The organism is Mycobacterium angelicum (assembly GCF_002086155.1).
Classification (GTDB): Bacteria; Actinomycetota; Actinomycetes; order Mycobacteriales; family Mycobacteriaceae; genus Mycobacterium; species Mycobacterium angelicum.
On the sequence record NZ_MVHE01000200.1, the window covers coordinates 1 to 1,290 of the forward strand.

1 pseudogene is annotated in these 1,290 nt (G+C 59.1%); it reads right to left on the reverse strand.

From position 1 onward, the window contains the following. Window positions 1–1,290 (reverse strand): annotated as a pseudogene (locus BST12_RS28980) (PPE family protein); the annotation flags it as partial.

Below are 1,290 nucleotides of genomic sequence, written 5' to 3' on the forward strand. Positions count from 1 at the left end.
TTCCAACTCCCCACATTCCCCAACCCCACATTGCCCGTGCCCACATCCGCCAACCCCGCATTGAACACACTCACCCCGGCACCAGAGAAGAACAACCCCGACAAGTTCTCCCCGGCATTCCCCACACCCGACGTCGCCAGACCCAACACATTGGTGTTACCCGCCCCCGACAACGACTCACCCATGTTGGTCAGCCCCGACAACAAGCCCCCGACATTCTTATACCCCGAAGCCAGCGACCCATTGTTCCAGAACCCCGACACCGTCTTGCCGATATTCCCAAACCCCGAAGCACTCCCCTCACCAGAATTAAAGAACCCCGACGACGGAGCATCCGTCGTATTCCCAAACCCCGGCGCCGCAGGGAAATGGAAAACCGGCACCGAGACCCCACCCACCGTGCCACCCACATTCGCCACCAACGACGTCGTATCACCACCAACCACAAATCCGTTGAAATCGATGACATTGAATGTGATCCGCGGAGTGGTGATAACGCTCAGGCGATTGTCGATCGTCAAGCCCAAGACCAGCGGCAGCGGCGGTATCGGAACCGCGACGTTGACGTCGACGACGGGGATGTGGACGTTCACGCTCAACGCACCGGTTTGGAACGTGTTGATCGTGACATCGAGATTCAGCGGAATTCCGCCACCATCGGTCCCATGCACGGTGAAGGGGTCGACGGACAGGCCGGTGATGTTGCCGGTGATGGGGAGTTTGAGGATGCCGCTGGCGCCCAGGGTCAGTGGGATGGGTGGGATGTTCAGGGTGTAATCGGCCTGCATCAGGCCCTGGCCCTGACCACGCCAGAACAACCCGTTGTTGGCGTCTCCGGAGTTAAACGCCCCGGTGTTCAGATCCCCGGTATTGGCGTACCCGGTGTTGAGATCCCCGGTGTTGTAGCTGCCGGTATTGGTATGCCCGGGATTAAACGATCCGGTGTTCAAACTGCCGGCGTTGAAGCCACCCGAGTTGTAACTGCCCGCGTTGGCCCACCCGGTGTTCAACACACCGGAGTTGAACACCCCACTGTTGGCCATGCCGCTGTTGGCGATCCCGGTATTGAACTCACCGGAGTTACCGATCCCGAAGTTCCCGGTCCCGGAATTGAAGAACCCCACATTATTACTACCGGAATTGAACAACCCCACATTCCCCGACCCCGAATTCCAGCCCCCGAACCCAACCTGATGATCCCCGGTCAGCCCGATCCCCACATTATTATGCCCCTGATTCCCGAACCCGAAATTCCCGCTCCCACTGTTCCCCCACCCCGTATTGAAACTC